Raw genomic sequence first — 16,492 nt, 5'->3', positions numbered from 1 at the left:
TTAGGTTCGGCACATGAGCACCCCGGCCGGCCCGCCCGACGTGGAGGTGCGCCGCTCGCGCCGCCGCCGCCGGACGGTCTCGGCCTACCGCGACGGCGACCGCATCGTCGTGCTCATCCCCGCCGCCATGAGCAAGCGCGACGAGGCGACGTGGGTCGCCGACATGGTCGCGCGCATCGAGCGGCAGGAGAAGCGCCGCCTGCGCTCCGACGACGACCTCGTCGCCCGCGCCGCCAAGCTCAACGACCTCTACCTCGGGGGCCTCGCAGTCCCCGCCTCGGTGCGGTGGGTGACCAACCAGAACGCCCGCTGGGGCTCGTGCACCCCGGGCGACCGCACCATCCGGCTCAGCGACCGGCTGCAGAAGGTGCCCGGCTGGGTCGTGGACTACGTGCTCGTCCACGAGCTGGCCCACCTGCTCGAGTCGGGCCACACGCCGGCGTTCTGGGCGTGGGTCGACCGCTACCCCCCGCGCGGACAAGGCGAAGGGCTACCTCGAGGGCTACTCCGCGGCCGCCCGGCTCGAGCCGCCCCCGGGCGTCGACGAGGACTGAGCCGACGACGGCCCCGCCCGCACCCGCGCGACCGCGGCCTCGATGAGGACGTACATGTCGTCGAACGTCGCCGGCAACGCGTCGACCGGCCACCAGCGCACGTCGAGCGACTCCTCGCTCGTGGCGTGGGCGGCGTCCGGCTCGGCGGTGGCCAGGAAGCGTACGTCGAGGTGGTGGACGGTGCCGCGGTCGGAGCAGAACTCCACCGCGTGCTCGTCGAGCGACAGCGGCTCCTCGTCGAAGTCGAACGACGTCAGCCCGGACTCCTCGACCAGCTCGCGTCGGGCGCCGCCGGCCAACGACGCGTCGCCGGGCTCGAGGTGGCCGCCGAAGGCCAGCCACGCGTCGGCCTTGCGGTGGTGGTTGAGGAGAACCGCGCCGGCGTCGGGGGAGACGACGATCGCGCCGGCCGTGAGGTGGTCGGGGAAGCACGCCTTGGCCAGGCCGTCGGGATGCGCGGCCAGGTGGGCGAGGTAGCGGTCGCGGAGTGCGCCCTGCGCGGGCGTCGGCGCGACCCACGCCGCCAGCGTGGCGACGGCGCTCGCGTGGAGGGTCACTCGGCGGGGCGGGTGCCGCTGTCGCCGCCGTCGAGCAGGTCGCGCAGGCCGGCGTCGAACTCCTCCTCCGACAGCTCGCCGGGCGTCACCGAGTCCTCCCGGAAGCCCAGCGGGTCGTCGAGGTCGGCGGCGGTGGGCAGCAGGTGCGGCGACATCCAGACGCCGTCGCGGGCCTCGGCGCCCTGGCGGGTGCGCAGCGAGCCCCAGAGGACCGACGCGTCCCGGAGCCTGCGGGGCCGCAGCTCGAGGCCGACGAGGGTGGCGAAGGTCTGCTCGGCCGGTCCGCCCGCGGCGCGCCGACGGCGTACGGTCTCCTGCAGCTTGGCCGCGGCAGGCATCCGCTCGGCCGTGGCCTGGCTGACGACCTCGTCGACCCAGCCCTCCACGAGTGCGAGGGTCACCTCGAGCTTCTCCAGCGCGGCCTTCTGGGCGGCCGACGGCTCGGGGTCGAAGAGCCCACCCGCGAGGGCGTCCTGCATGGCCTCGGGGTTGGTCATGTCGACCTCGCGCAGCTTGGTCTCCATCCCGGAGGTGTCGAAGTCCATGCCGGCGCCGTACTCCGAGACCGCCCCGATGAGGTGGTCGCGCAGCCACGGCACGCCGGCGAACAGCCGCTGGTGGGCCGCCTCGCGCAGCGCGAGGTAGAGCAGCACGTCGTCGGCGGAGACGTCGGGCAGCTCCTCGGCGAACGCCGCGACGTTGGTGGGCAGCAGCGCGGCCTTGCCGATCGGGCCGAGGGGCAGGCCGATGTCGGAGGCGCTGAGCACGTCAGCGGCGAGCGCACCCAGGCCGCTGCCGACCTGGGAGGCGACCATCGCGCCGCTCGCCTTGCCGAGCATCGCCATGAGGGGGCCGGCGAGCTGCTTCATCTCCTCGGGCATCGCCTGGCCCAGCGCCTGGGTGGCGGAGCCGGCGATCGGCTCCACGAGCACCTTCCAGACCGGGATCGTCTCGACGATCCACTCGGCCCGCGACCACGCGGCGGTGGTGGTCACGCCCGAGGGGAACTCGGTCGTGGTGTCGAGCCAGTGGTCGGCGAGGCGCACAGCGTCGGCGACCGCGCCCGACTGGGCGGGGCTGACGGTCGGGTCGGGCTCCTGGGCCGCCGCCCGGCGGGCCAGGTCGGTGACCGTCTCCCAGTTGACCGGGCCGTCGTGCGGCGCGAAGAAGGACTGCATCTGCGCCATCAGCGAGTTGAGGTCGGGCAGGCCGCCTCCCGGGCCGAACCCGCCCATCTGGGAGAAGATCTGCTCGAAGGGCGTGCCCTTGAAGGGGTTGTTGTCGTCGGGATCCTGACCGGACGATCCGGGACCACCGGGGGTGTCACTCATGGCGTCCACGGTACCCACCGCGCCCAGCAGCGGCACCCCTAGACTCGGCGGCGTGAGCCACCCCTCCTCCGATGCCGTGCGCCTCGTCGCCATCCGCGACACCCCGCTCGACGTGACCGAGGTCCTCGACGCGCTCGGCGACGACGGTGCCGGGGGCCTCACCCTCTTCGTGGGCCAGGTCCGCGACCACGACGGCGGGAAGGGCGTCACGGCGCTCGACTACTCCGCGCACCCGACCGCGCTGGCCCGGCTCGAGGACGTCTGCCGGCGGGTGGCCGCCGACCACGACGTCCGGGGCGTGGCGGCCGTGCACCGGGTGGGCCAGCTGCGGATCGGTGACCTCGCGGTCGTCGTCGCCACGACCGCGGCCCACCGCGGCGACGCCTTCGCGGCCTCGCGCGCCCTCATCGACACCTTGAAGGCCGAGGTGCCGATCTGGAAGCACCAGGTCTTCGACGACCGGACAGAGGAGTGGGTCGGCACGCCGTAGGGCCTCCCGGCCCGGACCCCTCGCGGCCCCTACCCTCGTCGCGTGGAGATCCTGCTGTGGCTCGTGCCGTCGGCCGTCGTGGCCCTCGCGGCGATGGCGTGGGTGTCGTGGGCCGGGCGGGACGGCCGCGGCGAGGTCGACCGCGACGTCGCCGTCGAACGCCTCGGCCGGGCCCTCACCAAGGAGCCGCCGGCGGGCACGCGTCGTACGTCGGCACGGGTGCGCGACCGCAGCACCGGCATCGCCGTCCGGCCCAGCCACGGCGCCGGCCCGGGCGACGGCGCCACCCGGCGCGCCTCCTGAGCGACGCGCGTTGCCGCGGAGTTGCCGCCGTTTGAGAGAGTTGCGCCCATGACTCAGCGGACCAGGGCGGGATTGCTCGCGCTGTGCCTGCTGGCAGTGCTGTGGGCGACGGCTGCGTTCGTGCCCCTGCCGTACGTCACCTACTACCCAGGACCGACCGTCGACATACTCGCCGAGGACTCCGGTGACGAGATCGTCGAGGTCACCGGGCACCAGGCCTACCACGACGACGGCGAGCTGCGGATGACGACCGTCTACGTCAGCACACCGCAGGAGGACGTGAGCCTCCCCGAGCTCCTGCGTGCCTACTTCGACCCCGACGCCGCGGTCTGGCCGCGCTCCTCGATCTACGGCCCCGAGGAGACCGACGAGTCGAGCGACCGCCAGTCCGAGGCCGCGATGGTGTCCTCGCAGGACACCGCGATCGCGGCCGCGCTCACCCAGCTCGGCGAGAAGGTCGACCCGCTCGTGGAGGTGCTCGACGTGACCCCGGGCCTGCCGGCCGACGGCAAGCTCGAGGTGCGCGACGTGCTGCTGCGGGTGGGCGGCACCAAGGTCACCGGCGCCCAGGACGCCGTCGACGCCGTCGACGCCGCGTCGCCAGGGGAGCCGGTCGAGTTCGTCGTACGACGTGGGAAGAAGGAGGTGGCCGTCGACGTGACCCCCGAGGAGGTCGACGGGGACCTCCGGATCGGCATCACGCCGGGCGTCGGCTTCGACTTCCCCTTCCAGGTCAGCGTCGACATCGCCGACAACATCGGCGGTCCGAGCGCCGGGCTGATGATGTCGCTGGCCATCTACGACACCCTCACCCCGGGCTCGCTGACCGGCGGCGCCGACATCGCAGGCACCGGCACCATCACCCCGGCCGGCAAGGTCGGACCGATCGGCGGCATCCAGCAGAAGATCGCCGCCGCCCGCGACGCCGGCGCTGAGCTGTTCCTCGTCCCGGCCGACAACTGCAACGCCATCGGGGGAGTGGACCCCGGCGACATGCGCCTGGCCAAGGCCACCACGCTGGACGGCGCCGTGAAGACCTTGGACGACTGGGTCGCCGACCCCGACACCGACCTCCCGAGCTGCGAGGAGACCGCCTCATGACCAGCCCCACCGACCCGACCGCCGGCGCCGTCCCCGAGCCCGGCGCTCCCGACGCGCTCCCCGAGGACCCGGCCCTGGCCGCCGCGGTCCTCGAGATCGAGGCCCACGTCGCCCAGGACGGGTGGGACCAGCCGGCCCGGCTGTACGCCCTCGTCGACACCGCGACGCTCGTGGCCCAGGAGCCCGCGCTCGCCGCCGTGATGGCGATCGACGGCCCCGGCGACGACGGCTCGTTCACGCCCATCGAGCAGGACGGGCTGCCGCCCGGTCAGGTGCTCGAGGACGCGCTGCACACCATTGCCTGGCCCGAGAGCGTCGCCGGGTGCGCCGCCGTCATCGAGCGGCTCGTGCTCCCGCCCGAGATCGACGACGAGATCCCCGACGAACCCACCGCGGCGGAGCTGTTCGCACGCGAGCACCCCGATCGCCAGGAGGTGCGGATGGTCGCCGGCGTGACCCGCGCCGGGGCGTCGTACTGCGCCCTGCGCCTGCGCGCGCACGACGACGAGCAGTCGGTGGTCAACGGCACCGAGCTGGTCCCCGGCCTCCTCGACCTCCTCCACGCGACGTTGCACGACCCGTCCCACGACCTCACGCACGACACCCAGCCCCGCCCCGACGAGAACCCCTGAGGCCATGAGCAATCCCTTCGACCGACCCAGCGGACCCACCGGACCCGACGGCCCCCAGCGGCCCAACGGCAACGGAGGCTCGGGCGGCGCGCGTCCGGCGGCCGCGTCACGCCGACCGGGCGCGCTGGTCATCACCGCCATCGTCCTCGTCCTCGCCTTCATGTTGCTCAGCGCCTTCGCGTCCTTCTGGACCGAGCGGCTGTGGTTCGGCTCCGTCGGCTACCAGGACGTCTTCACGACGCTCCTGCTCACCCGCATCGGGCTGTTCTTCGTCTTCGCCGGGCTGATGGCCGCCGTCGTCGCGGTGGCGATGGCGATGGCCTACCGCTACCGGCCCGTCCTGTGGCCCGGCATGCCGGGGATGCCCGACGACGGGATGGACCGCTACCGCCAGCTCATCGCGCCGCGCATGGGCTGGGTCATCGGTGGCGCGGCCGCCGTGATGGGCCTCTTCGCCGGTGCGTCGGCGTCGGGCCAGTGGCGCAGCTACTCCCTGTGGCGGCACAGCAAGGAGTTCGGCACCACCGACCCCTACTTCAACAAGGACGTCGGCTTCTACGTCTTCGACCTGCCGTTCTGGCACTACATCGTCGACTTCGTGATGGCTCTGGCCGTCGTCGGCCTCATCGCCTCCCTGCTGATGAACTACCTGTTCGGCGGCATCCGGCTCTCCGCCCGTCCCGGGGAGCGGCTCACGAGCGCCGCGCAGATCCAGGTCTCCGCGCTGCTGGCGCTCTTCGTGCTGGCCAAGGCCGTGGACTACTGGCTCGACCGCTTCGACCTGGTCACCAACTCCGGCTCGATCTTCACCGGTATGGGCTACACCGACGACAAGGCCGTGCTGCCCGCCAAGGAGATCCTCGCCGGCATCGCGATCGTCTGCGCGCTGCTGTTCCTCGCCAACATCTGGCGGCGCACCTGGCTGTTGCCGTCGGTCGGCGTCGCCCTGTTCGCGCTCTCCGCGATCATCCTCGGCCTGATCGTCCCGACGCTCGTCCAGGCGATCCGGGTCAATCCCAACGTGCCGGACCGCGAGGGTCCCTACATCAAGGCCAACATCGACGCCACGCGCGCGGCCTACCAGCTCGACCAGATCGACGTGCGCGACGTCGGCGGCACGGCCATCGCCGACGACGGCGACGAGCTGGCTTCGGTCAACAGCCGGACCGACGGGATCCCGCTCGTCGACCCGCAGATCGTCAGCGAGATCTTCGAGCAGCAGCAGCAGGTCCGCGCCTACTACTCGGTGCCCAACGTGCTCGACGTCGACCGCTACGAGATCGACGGCAAGGACCGCGCCGTGGTGCTGGGCGTCCGGGAGCTCGACCAGAGCGGTCTCGCCGAGGGTGACCAGAACTGGTCGAACCTCCACACCGCCTACACCCACGGCAACGGTGTGATCGCCGCCTACGCCAACCAGCGACCCGAGGACGACTCGGTCCAGCAGACCGGCATCCAGTGGGCCGAGGGCCAGGAGTCCGACGAGGACGCGCTCACCCGACTCGCGGGCGAGGACGGCTACGAGACGCGCGTCTACTTCGGCGAGCAGAGCCCGACCTACAGCATCGTCGGCCAGCAGCCCGGCGGGGCACCGGTCGAGTTCGACCTGCCGCGCGGCGACCGCAGTGACGACGAGGTCGCGACGACGTACGACGGCGCTGCCGGCGTCCCGATCGGCAACATCTTCAGCCAGCTGCTCTACGCGGTGCGCTTCAGCGAGCCCAACCTGCTGCTGTCGAGCCGGGTGCACGAGAACTCGAAGATCCTCTACGACCGCAACCCGCGCCAGATGGTCGAGAAGGTCGCCCCGTGGCTGACCGTCGACTCCGACCCCTACCCGGCCGTGGTGGACGGGCAGATCCAGTGGGTCCTCGACGGCTACACGGTCACCGACAAGTACCCGCTCTCCCAGCGGGAGTCGCTCGAGGAGATGACCGACGACTCGCTGCAGGAGAACACCGGCTTCCAGACGCTCCCGACCGACGAGATCAACTACCTCCGCAACTCGGTGAAGGCCACGGTCGACGCGTACGACGGCACGGTGACCCTCTACGAGTGGGACGAGGAGGACCCGATCCTCCAGGCGTGGAAGGAGGTGTTCCCCGACGTCGTCCAGCCCAAGGAAGAAATCCCCGACGCGCTGATGGAGCACCTGCGCTACCCCGAGGACCTCTTCAAGGCCCAGCGCTTCCAGTTCCAGCGCTACCACGAGACCTCGGCGTCGGCGTGGTTCGAGGGATCGAGCCGCTGGGAGGTCCCGAGCGACCCGCAGCGCACCACCCGCCTGCAGCCGCCGTACCGCCTCTTCACCGACACCGGTGACGGCGAGAAGTGGTCGCTGACCTCCGTCTACGTGCCGCGGCGCAAGGAGAACAACCTCGCGGCCTACATGGCGGTCAACAGCGACGCGACCAGCTCGGACTACGGCAAGGTCTCGGTGCTGCAGCTGCCCAACGAGCCCTCGGGCGGCCCGCTGCAGATCGCCAACACGTTCGCCACCAACGAGGACGTCAGCCAGGCGCTGCTGCCCTACACGACCGGCGACGCCGACCGGGTGCCCGGCAACCTGCTGACGCTGCCGATCGGCGACACGTTCATGTACGTCCAGCCGGTCTACACGCGTCGTGCCGGTGAGTCGAACTTCCCGATCCTGCGCTTCGTGCTCGTCTCCTACGAGAACCGCGTCGGCATCGGCACGACGCTCGTGGGGGCCATCGAGGACTCGCTGACCGCCGATCCGTCGACGGAGACCGGCTCGTCGGAGGAGCCGACCGAGGAGCCCACGCCGACGGAGGAGCCGACCACCGAGCCGTCGCAGTCGCCCGGCTCGCAGCCGACCCAGGAGCCCGGGGGACAGGCCAACGTCTCCGAGCTGCTGCAGCAGGCGGAGGACAAGTTCGCCCAGGCCGACGAGGCCCAGCGTCAGGGCGACACCGTGCGGTGGGCCCGGCTGATGGAGGAGGGACGCCAGCTCGTCGAGCAGGCGGTGCGCCAGCTCGGCTGACCCCCGATTTGGGCCCCGCCCCCCACCCCTGTAATGTTCTGTTCACCGACGCGGGGTGGAGCAGCTCGGTAGCTCGCTGGGCTCATAACCCAGAGGTCGCAGGTTCAAATCCTGCCCCCGCTACAAAGAACAGGGCCTGATCCGCGGAGACGCAGATCAGGCCCTGTTGCTGTTCCGGGGGTGCCGCCTCGAGCGCGGCGCAGCGTCGCAGGTCAGGTCGTCACCCGCCGTTGCCGGCGATGCGGAGGGCAGCCAACGCCCGGTGCGGGTCGGGAACCGTGACGGTGACCGTGCGGCCGTTGACCAGGTGGAGGCGCAGGGCCGGGCCTGTCCGCACGGTGCAGACGGTCCGTCCGGGGGTCCACCAGAAGCCGTAGCTCACGGCCCACCACGGAACATCGACGACCGAGGCGTTCGCGATGTCGACGAGGGAGTACTTCGCCCGTGGCCAGCCGAGGAACCCCCAGTGGATGTTGACGCCGTGGGGGCCGCAGGAGGCGCGGACGTCGGACGCGGTCACCACCTCGGCCAGGAGCCCCACGAGCGCGAGCACCGTGAAGGCGACAACGGTCTCTGGGACTGAGCCGCTGCTGGCGGCCAGGCCGATCAGGGGGACCAGCAGGAGTCCGCTGATGATCACGCTCGGCCAGTTGGTCGCGCGCCCGGTGTAGGCAGTCGTGTTCATGACAGCTCCTTGACGAGGGTGATGACGTCGGACGAGTCCAGTCCGTAGCGTCGGGCGAGGTCGATGGCTGCCTGGACGGCATGGCGGACCGGGGCGAGGTCGCCTGTCTCGGCGGTCGCCGCGATACGCGCACCGCGACCGCGGCGGAACTCGAGGATCCCGGCCTCGCGGAGCTGTCGGTAGGCAGCCAGCACGGTGTTGCGATCCACCGATATTGCTTCAGCCAGCTCGGCCGCGGGGGGCAGCTGCTCGCCGACCGACAGCTCCCCGGTGTGCAGGCCGCGGACGACGCAGGCAGCCACCTGGTCCTGCAGTCGCTGTGTCGACGAGTGGTCCAACGTCCAGTGCATGGTGCTAATCGTACTAGCACTATTCAGGACTGGCCACCCCTGTCGGGCGCTGGGACCTGCGCGGTCCCTCCTGCCTCCGCACGGGGAGCCGGAAGCATGGTGGTCACCAGGAACGCGGCGACCACCGCCACCACGACCTGCGGGGTCACGGAGACGCCGTCGACGCCGAGCAGCAGCGTCGCCAGGAGCGTCGAGGTGAGCGGCAGTCGCAGCATGGCGGCGCACATCGCGCCGATCCCCATGCCGATCGCCGGAGCCAGGGCCATTCCGGGCAGCTCGGAGACAGCGATGCCGATGACGGCACCGATGAACATCGCCGGGAAGACCGGCCCGCCGCGGAAGGCGCTCAACGACAGTCCGTAGGCCAGGGTCTTGCAGGCAGCCAGGAGGACCAGGACACCGGTCGAGTAGGTGGTGGCGTGCTCGACCAGCTCGGGCAGGGCGTCCTGGCCGGAGAACAGGACCTGCGTGAAGCTGTTGTCGGAGACGAGCTGGTAGACCATCGCGGTCGAACCGACGACCACGCCGAGCACCGATGTCACCAGCACCCGGTTGACGTGCACCAGAGGCCGCAGCGACAGGCCGATCCAGCGGATCAGCCAGCCGAGCAGCGCACAGGCAACGCCGATCGGCAGCGCCCACAACATGGTGGCGACGGTCGGGTCCGTGGCCGGCGGCACGGAGGTCAGTGCCAGTGAGAAGCTGCCGAGCCCGGTCCAGCTGTTCATGCCGACGAAGACCAGTGCCCCGACGCCGGACGCCAGCAGCCCCGGAAGTGCCACCAGGGTCAGCGTCGCGCCGCCGATGCCGGCCGCTTCCATGATCAGGAACGCGGCGAGCAGCGGTGACCCGAGCAGCGTGCTGATCGCGGCGAAGCTGCCGGCCGACGCCATGACCGTGAGCGCCATCGGTGGTGCGTCCTTCTTCGTGAGCTGCACGGTCAGCGCTGCGAGCCCGCCACCGATGGCGATCAGCGGTGCCTCCGGTCCGAGGACGGCTCCCAGGCTCAAGGTGGTGAAGGCGGCCAGGATGACGCCGGGGAGCTCCTTGGGTGCGGGCGGCCCTCCACCCGCGTGGAAGCCGAAGGCGGGGGAGTGCCCGCCTGTGCCGGGCAGGTACCGGATGGTCAGCCCGGTCAGCAACCCACACACGGCCAACCACGGCACCGGCCACCACGCGGGCGCACCGCCGTCGAACGCGGCGTCGGGCAGGTCAACGAACACGAGCTCCTGGATCTCGGCGACGAGCGCCAGGAAGCCGTAGGCGACGGCTGAGATGGGCACGCCCAGCGCCGCCGAGATCAGCAAGGCAGACAGGTACGGTCGCGAGCGAATGACCGCCGCCGGGTCGATGGCTGGTGCCTCACCCTCGGTGGCCATCGCATCACTCCGCACGTACGTGGTGTGCCAGTAGGTCACGAACAGGGGCACCGCGGCCTCATCCGCAGCGGGTGACTCGCCGCGCCCCCGTCCGCCCTAGGGTCCGAAAATCCAATCCCCCCCGCGCGTAGGAGCTCCCCATGCCCAGACGGTTCCACCTGGCCGTGTCCGCGGCCGCGACAGCGGCCCTGATCGGTGCCATGACCAGCCCGCCGGCGTACGCCGACCCGAACAACAACACGGTCCGCAAGCTCACCAAGGCCGTGACGGTGGACGGGGTGATGGACCACCTGGAGGCGCTCCAGGACATCGCCGACGAGAACGGCGACCGGGCCGCGGGCCGCCCCGGCTACCGGGCGTCGGTCGACTACGTCGTCGACCAGCTCGAGGCCGCCGGCTACGACCCCACCGTCCAGGAGTTCGAGTTCGACTACTTCGAGGAGAACTCCAAGCTGATCAGGGTCTCGCCGAACCCGCGCACGTTCGTCAACGAGGCCGACTTCCTTCGGAACACCTTCGATTCCGGGAGTCCTGAGGGGACCGCGACGGGTTCGCTCGTCCCGGTCGGGCTCGTCATCAACCCGAGCCTGCCGGCCAACAGCAACACGAGCGGCTGCGAGGCCTCCGACTTCGCGGGCTTCCCTGCCGGGGCCGTTGCCCTCATGCAGCGGGGCAGCTGCGGCTTCGCGGTCAAGGCGCTCAACGCGCAGGCCGCGGGGGCGTCCGCTGTCGTGATCATGAACGAGGGCCAGCCCGGCCGCACCGGCCTGCTCAACATGATCGGTGACGCCACGGGCCTGACGATCCCCGCAGTGTTCGCGACCTTCGAGGCGGGCGCCGACCTGGCGAGCACCCCGGGTGCCACCGTCACGGTGACGGTCGACTACACCGCCGACACGCGCACGGCGTACAACGTGCTGGCCGAGACCGGCACGGGCAACGACGACAACACCGTCATGGCCGGCGCCCACCTCGACAGCGTCCAGGACGGTGCCGGCATCAACGACAACGGCTCCGGCAGCGCCGCGCTCCTCGAGACCGCCATCCAGATGGCCAAGGTCAAGCCCACCAACACCGTGCGGTTCGCCTGGTGGGGTGCCGAGGAGTCGGGCCTCCTCGGGTCGGAGCACTACGTCGCGGAGCTGAGCGCGGAGCAGGCCGAGGACATCGCGCTCTACCTCAACTTCGACATGGTCGCCTCGCCCAACTACATGTTCGGCATCTACGACGGCGACAACTCCGGCGGGACCGCGGCACCCGGCTTCATCCCCGAGGGCAGCGCCCAGATCGAGGACGTCTTCGAGAAGTTCTACGCCGACCGCGGGGAGCCGTCCCAGGACAGCGAGTTCTCCGGTCGCTCCGACTACGGGCCGTTCATCGCGGTGGGCATCCCTGCCGGCGGCCTGTTCACCGGCGCGGAGGTGCCCAAGACGGCGGCCGAGGCGGCGCTGTACGGCGGCGTGGCGGGCGCGGCGTACGACCCGTGCTACCACCAGCCGTGCGACAACCTGACCGGAGCCGGGCAGAACGTCGCCCTCTACGACCAGCTGCGCGCTGACTACACCCTCGTCGGGAACATCAACGTGCACGCGCTGGACGTCAACTCCGACGCCATCGCCACCGCGGTGCTGACGTTCGCCTACGACACGTCGACCGTCAACGACGTGCCGGGACACCCGGGTCGGGGCCAGGTCAAGACCGGTGCGTCCGAGCGGACCCTCGCCACGATCAGGGGCGAGCGCACCCGCTGAGCGACGACGACGGACGGTGAGGGCGGGTCGCTCCGTGCGGCCCGCCCTCACCATGCCCGGACAGCGCTACCCGGGTGGTCACGCCGAGACCAGGCCGGCGCCCTCCACAGGGGCGGGCGCATCCGCCCGGGCCCCGGTGCGCTCGGCGCCGATGCCCGCCGCCACGACGAGCAGGATGCCGACCACGGCGATGCCGTTGGGCACCTGGCTCAGCACGAGGAAGCCGATCACCAGGGCGAAGGCGGGCTCGAGGGCCATCAGGGTCCCGAAGGCGCCGGTGGTGAGCCGGCGCAGGGCGAGCAGCTCCAGGGCGAAGGGCACGACGGGCAGCAGGATCGCCAGGCCAAGGCCGTACAGCAGCAGCTGGGGTGTGAGCTGTCCGACGACACCCGGACCCGCGACCAGGGTCGCGACGAGGGCGGCGACGGGCATCGAGATCGCCAGTCCGCCCAGTCCGCTGACAGCGTCGCCGACGCGCTGGGTCAGCAGGATGTACGCCGCCCAGCACACGGCGGCGCCCAGGGCGCAGGCGACGCCGACCGGGTCGGCCGCGCCGGTCCACGGCTGGGTCAGGAGGAGCACGCCGACGGCAGCCACCGCCGCCCAGGACCGGCCCACACCGCGGCTGCGCCACACCGCGATCGTCAGCGGACCGAGGAACTCGAGCGCGCTGGCGGTGCCGAGGGGGAGGCGCGCCACCGCCGCCATGAAGAGCAGGGTCACCCCGGCGGTGACCACGCCGAGCGCGGCACCCGACCACAGCGCCTCGCGGGAGTAGAGCGAGAGCCGGGGGCGGACGAGGACCAGGAGGAGGATCCCCGCCCAGAAGAGCCGGATCCAGGCCGCCCCGGACGCGCCGAGGTCGTCGATGAGCCCGACGGAGACGGCCAGGCCGAGCTGCACGCAGAGCATGGACGCGACGGCCATGGAGGCGCCTGCGCGGGCCCCGGAGTGGAGGGTGGTGGAAGGCATGACCCCAGTAGACGATGGTCTGATCGTTCGTGTCCACGTGACTTTGCTGGACAGTTCGTTCGCGTCATCGACACAATGGAGGGATGGACGTCCGACGCCTCCGCATGCTGCTCGAGCTCTCCCGCCTCGGGTCGATGCACGAGGTCGCGGGGGCGCTCGGGACGACGACGTCGAGCGTGTCGCAGGGGATCGCCTCGCTGGCTCGCGAGGTGGGCAGCCCGCTGCTCGAGCCCGACGGCAGGCGGGTGCGGCTGACGCCGGCCGGACGACGGCTGGCCGACCACGCCGTCACGATCCTCGCGGCCGTGGAGGCCGCGCGCCTCGACCTCGACCCGACCGCGGAGCCGGCCGGCGTGGTGCGCGTCGCCGGCTTCGCCTCCGCGATCCGGAGGTCGCTGCTGCCGGCGATCGACGACCTGCGCTCCACCCACCCCCGCATCGAGGTCCGCATCCACGAGTACGAGCCGCTCGAGTCGCTCGACCTGCTGGCCCGCGACGACGTCGACCTCGCTCTCGTCTACGACTACGACCTCGCGCCGGCGGAGTGGCGCGACGACCACGTCGTCTCACCGCTGTGGGACCTGGAGTGGGGGATCGGCGTCCCGACGCACGACCGGCACCTGGCGCTCGCCGACCTCGCCGACCGCGACTGGATCGTGAACTCGCGCCACACCGCGGACGAGGACGCGCTGCGCACGCTGGCCTCGCGGGCCGGCTTCGTGCCGCACGTCGTGCACCGGATCGACTCGCTCGAGCTCGTCGACGACCTCGTGGTGGCCGGGCGCGGGGTCGCCCTCCTGCCGCGGGGCCGCGCGTCGCGTCGCGGCGTGAGCGTCGTACGCCTGCGGGACCCGGAGGTGCGGCTGCGCGCCTACGCGGTGACCCGGCGCGGGCGGGGAGGCTGGCCGCCGCTGCGGGCGGTGACCGAACGGCTGGTCACCGGCTGAGGGTGCGCCCGCTCAGGCCCGTAGCACCTTGTCCATGGGTCGGCCCTTGGCGAGCTCGTCGACCAGCTTGTCGAGGTAGCGGATCTGTCGCATGAGCGGGTCCTCCACCTCCTGCACCTTGACGCCGCACACCGAACCGGTGATCTGGTCGGAGCGCGGGTTGAGGTCGGCCGCGGCGAAGAACTCCTCGAACGTGGTGCCCTCGTCGAGGTGGGCCTGGAGCTGCGTGGCGTCGAAACCGGTCAGCCACTCGATGACCTCGTCGACCTCCTCGCGGGTGCGCCCCTTGCGCTCCGCCTTGGTGACGTAGTGGGGATAGACCGAGGCCACGCTCGTGGTGAAGATCCGGTGCACGGTCCGAGGATAGGACGGACCGTCGACGTCCGTCCCGGCGTGCGCCGGGCTCAGCCCTTGTCGGTGTCGGCCGCCCGGCGCAGCACCTCGGACTCGCTGGCCACGGCCTTGACCGTGGCCGGGTCCATCAGCGGCTCGGTGCCCGGCTGGTGCAGGTCGGATTCGGTGGTGTCGGGGTTGACCCCCGCCCCGGCAGCGGGGATGCCCGACGGCGTGGTGATCTCGTCGGTGCTCGCCGCGTCGAGCTGCTCCACCTCGGCCTCGCTCAGCCCGAGTGCCGGCGCGAGCACGGCAGCCTGCTTGGACGGCGCCTTCTTCGCAGCGGCCTTCTTCGCAGGCGCCTTCCTGGCCGCAGCCTTCTTGGACGGCGCCTTCTTCGCCGGCGCCTTCGCGGCCGGTTCCTTCGTCACGGTCGGCTTCGTCACGGCCGGGGCAGTGGACGGAGCGTCGGTCGTGGACCGCCGCGCACCCTGAGCCGGGCCCACCTCGGTGGACGAGGCCCGGTCGGCAGGCCGATCCGTGGGCCGATCGGTGGACCGGTCGGTGGGCCGGTCGGTGGGCCGGTCGGTGGGCCACGGCGCGGACGGGGCCGGACCCGAGCCCGACACCTGCTCGATGACCCGGGCGAGGACACGGGCTGTCGTACGCACACCGGTCGTCGCGATGCCGACGGACGTCCCGATGACGGCTGCGGCGGCGTGGGCGGGGAGCGTGACGGCTCCGGAGACCAGACGGATGGGGTTCACCAGCGATCCTCTCGTGAAGGTTCCAGCTCGGGACAGGTCAGTACCCCGATCGGGGCCGCGCCAGACCGTGACCTGCGCCACGACGAAGGATCCGCGTCCTGGTCGTGGTGGGATTGCCCGGTCATGCGCGGTCGGTACCCAGGGGATCGCGTCGCAGTCCACCCGTACGGAGGCAGTCCCCAGATGCATGCGAGCACCGGCGTCGGGGCACTGGGAGCGATGGCCGCCTTCCTCCAGCACTCCCCGCGCCAGCGGTCCTACGCCGACCTGACGGACGCCGAGGTCGAGGAGATCGGGCGCACCCTGGACGCCCTGCGCGAGGAGGTCCTCGCCGACCGCGGCGCCCGCGACGCGGCGTACATCCGACGCGTGATCGCCGTCCAGCGCTGCCTGGAGGTGGGGGGTCGGGTGGTCCTCCTCGGTAGCCGCAGCCGCACCGCGTGGTGGCTGGGGACGGCCTCGCTGACCCTGTCGAAGGTGCTCGACAACATGGAGATCGGGCACAACGTGCTCCACGGGCAGTGGGACTGGATGCGCGACCCGCGGATCCACTCCTCGACCTGGGACTGGGACTACGCCTCGGCGCCCGACCAGTGGAAGCGCGCGCACAACGACCGCCACCACGTCAACACCAACGTGCTCGGCAAGGACAACGACCTCGGCTACGGCATCCTGCGCGTCGACGAGGCGCAGGAGTGGCAGCCACGGCATCGCCTGCAGCCGTTGCTGAACCTGCTCAACGCGGTCTTCTTCGAGTACGGCATCGCGACCTACGACCTCGATCTGGGCGAGTCCCTCCGCTCCGGCGACGGCCTCTCGGCGGAGCAGAAGGTGGAGATGCGTGCGACGGCGCGCCGGGCTGCGCGCAGCGCGCTGCGCGACTACGTCCTGCACCCGCTGCTCTCGGCGCCCACCGGGTCGGCCCGCACCACCCTGACCGCCAACCTCGTCGCCAACCTGGCCCGCAACGTGTGGAGCCACTCGGTGATCATGTGCGGCCACTTCCCCGAGGGCGTGGCCACGTTCGAGGTGGCCGAGATCGACGAGCACGAGACGCGCGGTCGGTGGTACGTCCGCCAGATGCTCGGCTCCGCCGACGTCTCGGGCCCGCCGCTGCTCCACGTGCTGTGCGGCAACCTCTCGCACCAGATCGAGCACCACCTGTTCCCGGACCTGCCCAGCAACCGCTACCGCGAGATCGCAGGACCCGTTCGCGAGCTCTTCGAGCGTCACGGCCTGCCCTACAACACCGCGCCGCTGTGGCGGCAGGTCGCCAGCGCCTGGCACAAGGTCGTCCGGCTGTCGGTGCCTCCCCGCCGCTGACCAGCGCATGACG

At 71.7% G+C, this 16,492-nt stretch carries 16 protein-coding genes, 1 tRNA gene and 1 pseudogene; 10 read left to right on the top strand and 8 right to left on the bottom strand.

Annotated features, from left to right (window positions below; translation table 11 throughout):
• Nucleotides 1-13: 13 nt before the first annotated feature.
• A pseudogene (locus tag JOD65_RS19130) lies at nt 14-415 on the top strand (M48 metallopeptidase family protein); the annotation flags it as partial.
• A gap of 87 nt (nt 416-502) precedes the next feature.
• Here the strand turns inward: JOD65_RS19130 and JOD65_RS19125 are convergent.
• A complete protein-coding gene (locus tag JOD65_RS19125) occupies nt 503-1,111 on the bottom strand; it encodes an NUDIX hydrolase (RefSeq protein ID WP_191195016.1) in 609 nt (202 codons plus the stop codon).
• Nucleotides 1,108-2,442 carry a zinc-dependent metalloprotease gene (locus JOD65_RS19120; RefSeq protein ID WP_191195017.1) on the bottom strand — a complete coding sequence of 445 codons (1,335 nt, stop codon included), beginning with the start codon at nt 2,440-2,442 and terminating at the stop codon, nt 1,108-1,110. Before JOD65_RS19120 ends, JOD65_RS19125 begins: the two co-directional genes overlap by 4 nt.
• Before the next feature lie 52 nt (nt 2,443-2,494).
• Here JOD65_RS19120 and JOD65_RS19115 point away from each other — a divergent pair, with 52 nt between their 5' ends.
• The 6 genes from JOD65_RS19115 to JOD65_RS19090 all read left to right on the top strand — a co-directional run bounded on the left by JOD65_RS19115 (nt 2,495) and on the right by JOD65_RS19090 (nt 8,095).
• A complete protein-coding gene (locus tag JOD65_RS19115) occupies nt 2,495-2,932 on the top strand; it encodes a molybdenum cofactor biosynthesis protein MoaE (protein ID WP_307821269.1) in 438 nt (145 codons plus the stop codon).
• 42 nt (nt 2,933-2,974) lie between these two features.
• On the top strand, nt 2,975-3,235 hold the full coding sequence (locus JOD65_RS19110; RefSeq protein WP_191195019.1) for a hypothetical protein: 261 nt from the start codon (nt 2,975-2,977) through the stop codon (nt 3,233-3,235).
• Nucleotides 3,236-3,283: 48 nt separating this feature from the next.
• Nucleotides 3,284-4,336 carry a YlbL family protein gene (locus JOD65_RS19105; RefSeq protein WP_191195020.1) on the top strand — a complete coding sequence of 351 codons (1,053 nt, stop codon included), beginning with the start codon at nt 3,284-3,286 and terminating at the stop codon, nt 4,334-4,336.
• Nucleotides 4,333-4,968 carry a PPA1309 family protein gene (locus JOD65_RS19100; protein ID WP_191195021.1) on the top strand — a complete coding sequence of 212 codons (636 nt, stop codon included), beginning with the start codon at nt 4,333-4,335 and terminating at the stop codon, nt 4,966-4,968. Before JOD65_RS19105 ends, JOD65_RS19100 begins: the two co-directional genes overlap by 4 nt.
• Before the next feature lie 4 nt (nt 4,969-4,972).
• On the top strand, nt 4,973-7,972 hold the full coding sequence (locus JOD65_RS19095; RefSeq protein ID WP_191195022.1) for a UPF0182 family membrane protein: 3,000 nt from the start codon (nt 4,973-4,975) through the stop codon (nt 7,970-7,972).
• A 49-nt stretch (nt 7,973-8,021) separates the two neighbouring features.
• Nucleotides 8,022-8,095: transfer RNA gene (locus tag JOD65_RS19090), tRNA-Met, on the top strand.
• Between the two features lie 97 nt (nt 8,096-8,192).
• Here the strand turns inward: JOD65_RS19090 and JOD65_RS19085 are convergent.
• Genes JOD65_RS19085 through JOD65_RS19075 form a run of 3 tightly spaced genes read right to left on the bottom strand, consistent with a single transcriptional unit; the run spans nt 8,193 to nt 10,437 of the window.
• A complete protein-coding gene (locus JOD65_RS19085) occupies nt 8,193-8,657 on the bottom strand; it encodes a hypothetical protein (protein WP_191195023.1) in 465 nt (154 codons plus the stop codon).
• Entirely contained in the window at nt 8,654-9,007 is a 354-nt protein-coding gene (locus tag JOD65_RS19080; protein ID WP_191195024.1) for a GntR family transcriptional regulator, read from the bottom strand. Before JOD65_RS19080 ends, JOD65_RS19085 begins: the two co-directional genes overlap by 4 nt.
• A 23-nt stretch (nt 9,008-9,030) precedes the next feature.
• Nucleotides 9,031-10,437 (bottom strand): chloride channel protein, encoded by a 1,407-nt coding sequence (locus JOD65_RS19075; RefSeq protein ID WP_204811283.1) that lies wholly within the window; start codon nt 10,435-10,437, stop codon nt 9,031-9,033.
• 89 nt (nt 10,438-10,526) lie between these two features.
• On the opposite strand from JOD65_RS19075, the gene JOD65_RS19070 reads away from it, so the two are divergent.
• Complete coding sequence (locus tag JOD65_RS19070) at nt 10,527-12,137, top strand: M28 family peptidase (RefSeq protein ID WP_191195025.1); 1,611 nt, start codon at nt 10,527-10,529, stop codon at nt 12,135-12,137.
• 78 nt (nt 12,138-12,215) lie between these two features.
• Here the strand turns inward: JOD65_RS19070 and JOD65_RS19065 are convergent, their stop codons facing one another.
• A complete protein-coding gene (locus JOD65_RS19065; RefSeq protein ID WP_204811281.1) occupies nt 12,216-13,109 on the bottom strand; it encodes an EamA family transporter in 894 nt (297 codons plus the stop codon).
• A gap of 83 nt (nt 13,110-13,192) precedes the next feature.
• On the opposite strand from JOD65_RS19065, the gene JOD65_RS19060 reads away from it, so the two are divergent.
• The gene (locus tag JOD65_RS19060) at nt 13,193-14,056 is read left to right on the top strand and encodes a LysR family transcriptional regulator (RefSeq protein WP_191195026.1); all 864 of its coding nucleotides are present in this window, start codon (nt 13,193-13,195) and stop codon (nt 14,054-14,056) included.
• Between the two features lie 12 nt (nt 14,057-14,068).
• Here the strand turns inward: JOD65_RS19060 and JOD65_RS19055 are convergent, their stop codons facing one another.
• A complete protein-coding gene (locus JOD65_RS19055; protein ID WP_191195027.1) occupies nt 14,069-14,410 on the bottom strand; it encodes a DUF2200 domain-containing protein in 342 nt (113 codons plus the stop codon).
• A 50-nt stretch (nt 14,411-14,460) separates the two neighbouring features.
• Complete coding sequence (locus JOD65_RS19050) at nt 14,461-15,156, bottom strand: hypothetical protein (RefSeq protein ID WP_191195028.1); 696 nt, start codon at nt 15,154-15,156, stop codon at nt 14,461-14,463.
• A 183-nt stretch (nt 15,157-15,339) separates the two neighbouring features.
• On the opposite strand from JOD65_RS19050, the gene JOD65_RS19045 reads away from it, so the two are divergent.
• Entirely contained in the window at nt 15,340-16,479 is a 1,140-nt protein-coding gene (locus JOD65_RS19045; RefSeq protein WP_224747172.1) for a fatty acid desaturase family protein, read from the top strand.
• The last annotated feature ends 13 nt before the right edge of the window (nt 16,480-16,492 follow it).

The sequence above is a fragment of the Nocardioides cavernae genome, from assembly GCF_016907475.1.
Classification (GTDB): Bacteria; Actinomycetota; Actinomycetes; order Propionibacteriales; family Nocardioidaceae; genus Nocardioides; species Nocardioides cavernae.
This window is presented reverse-complemented; position numbering and strand designations above follow the sequence as displayed.